This window comes from Dietzia maris (assembly GCF_014144855.1).
GTDB lineage: Bacteria > Actinomycetota > Actinomycetes > Mycobacteriales > Mycobacteriaceae > Dietzia > Dietzia kunjamensis.
The window spans coordinates 1-1253 of the sequence record NZ_JAALDN010000559.1 but is presented as its reverse complement, the minus strand read 5'-3'; the positions used below and the strand labels follow the sequence as shown (position 1 = coordinate 1253).

Genomic DNA, 1253 nt, shown 5'->3' with positions numbered 1-1253 from the left:
CGAGACCACGACGATCCCGGCGCGCGCGAAGGCGGTCCCGTCGAACCAGGGCTGGTGCGATGACCCGGACTCCCAGCCGCCGCCGTGGATCCACACCAGCACCGGGTGGCCCGCGCCCTCGGTGGGGGCCCACACGTCGACGTGCAGGATGTCCGTGCCGGCGACGATCGGCTCGGGGATCGCCGGGTCGGGGTCGAAGCGCAGCCGCTGCGCGGTGGCGGCCGGCCGGGTCGCGTCACGGACGCCCGGCCACGGTTCGCGGCGGACCGGGGCGGCGAACCGCAGGTCGCCGACGGGGTCCTCGGCGTAGGGGATGCCGTAGTAGCGGACCACATCCCCCAGATCGGTGCCCTTGACGCGGCCGGTGGACAGCGCGATCTCGACGTCGGTCATGGCGGCCAGATTAGCCAGGACAGCTGAGATCCCCCGGCGATCCCTGCTACCAAGGGGAGATGACGAGTGACAGGGACCTGATCATCGAGCGTCTGGCCGACGTGGCCTCCGCGTTGGACTCACGTGACTGGGATGGGCTGGGCGAGCTGTTCACCGAGTCCGCGACCGGGTACGGCGCGACCGGTCGGCAGGCGATCGTCGAGAGGGTCAGGGAGCACCTCGGGGGCTGCGGACCATCCCAGCACCTGTTGGGCAACCATCGGGTGCAGCTCGGCTTCCACGGAGACGAGGACCGGGCGCGGAGCCTCACGTATGCGCGGGTCCTCCACCTCGGTGCCGGGGACCAGTCCGATCTGTCCTACGAGTGCTTCGGCGAGTACTCGGACCTGTGGACCCGGACGCCGGACGGCTGGCGGATCGACTCGAGGAGGTTCCACATCAGCTTCGACCGAGGCGATTTCCGGACACTCCAACCGGGCTGATCGCCGACTGCCTCCCATGGGAGGCGGCTTCGGGTCGTACAACGACAACGGTGATTGGGGCGGCTACTGACTACTCCGGCGTGTTCGACCCCTGGGTCACCCGGATGACCACGCTGCCGACGACGGTGGTGTCAACGACCCTGGATGGTCCCCTCGACTGGCCGGACGCGGCCATCGTCAGCGGAGACGCCGTCGAGGTGGTCGCTCGCTTGAAGCAGCAATCCGACGTGTCGTTGCGCTCGCACGGCAGCTTGTCGATGAACCGGGCGCTGATGGCCGCCGGTCTGGTCGATCGGGTGCAGGTGACGGTGTTTCCCTGGCGCAGTGGGTGGGTACCCGGTTGGGATGAGTGATCGAAGATGATCGAACCCTTGTACT

At 68.9% G+C, this 1253-nt stretch carries 2 protein-coding genes and 1 pseudogene; 2 read left to right on the top strand and 1 reads right to left on the bottom strand.

Features of this window, described 5'->3' with window-relative positions; translation table 11 throughout:
- On the bottom strand, positions 1 to 393 hold a 393-nt coding region (locus tag G6024_RS16210; protein ID WP_235027951.1), incomplete at its 3' end, for a carboxylesterase family protein.
- A gap of 59 nt (positions 394 to 452) precedes the next feature.
- Here G6024_RS16210 and G6024_RS16205 point away from each other — a divergent pair.
- Entirely contained in the window at positions 453 to 875 is a 423-nt protein-coding gene (locus G6024_RS16205) for a nuclear transport factor 2 family protein (protein WP_159149167.1), read from the top strand.
- Positions 876 to 946: 71 nt separating this feature from the next.
- Positions 947 to 1204, top strand: a pseudogene (locus G6024_RS16835) (dihydrofolate reductase family protein); the annotation flags it as partial.
- Positions 1205 to 1253: the final 49 nt, after the last annotated feature.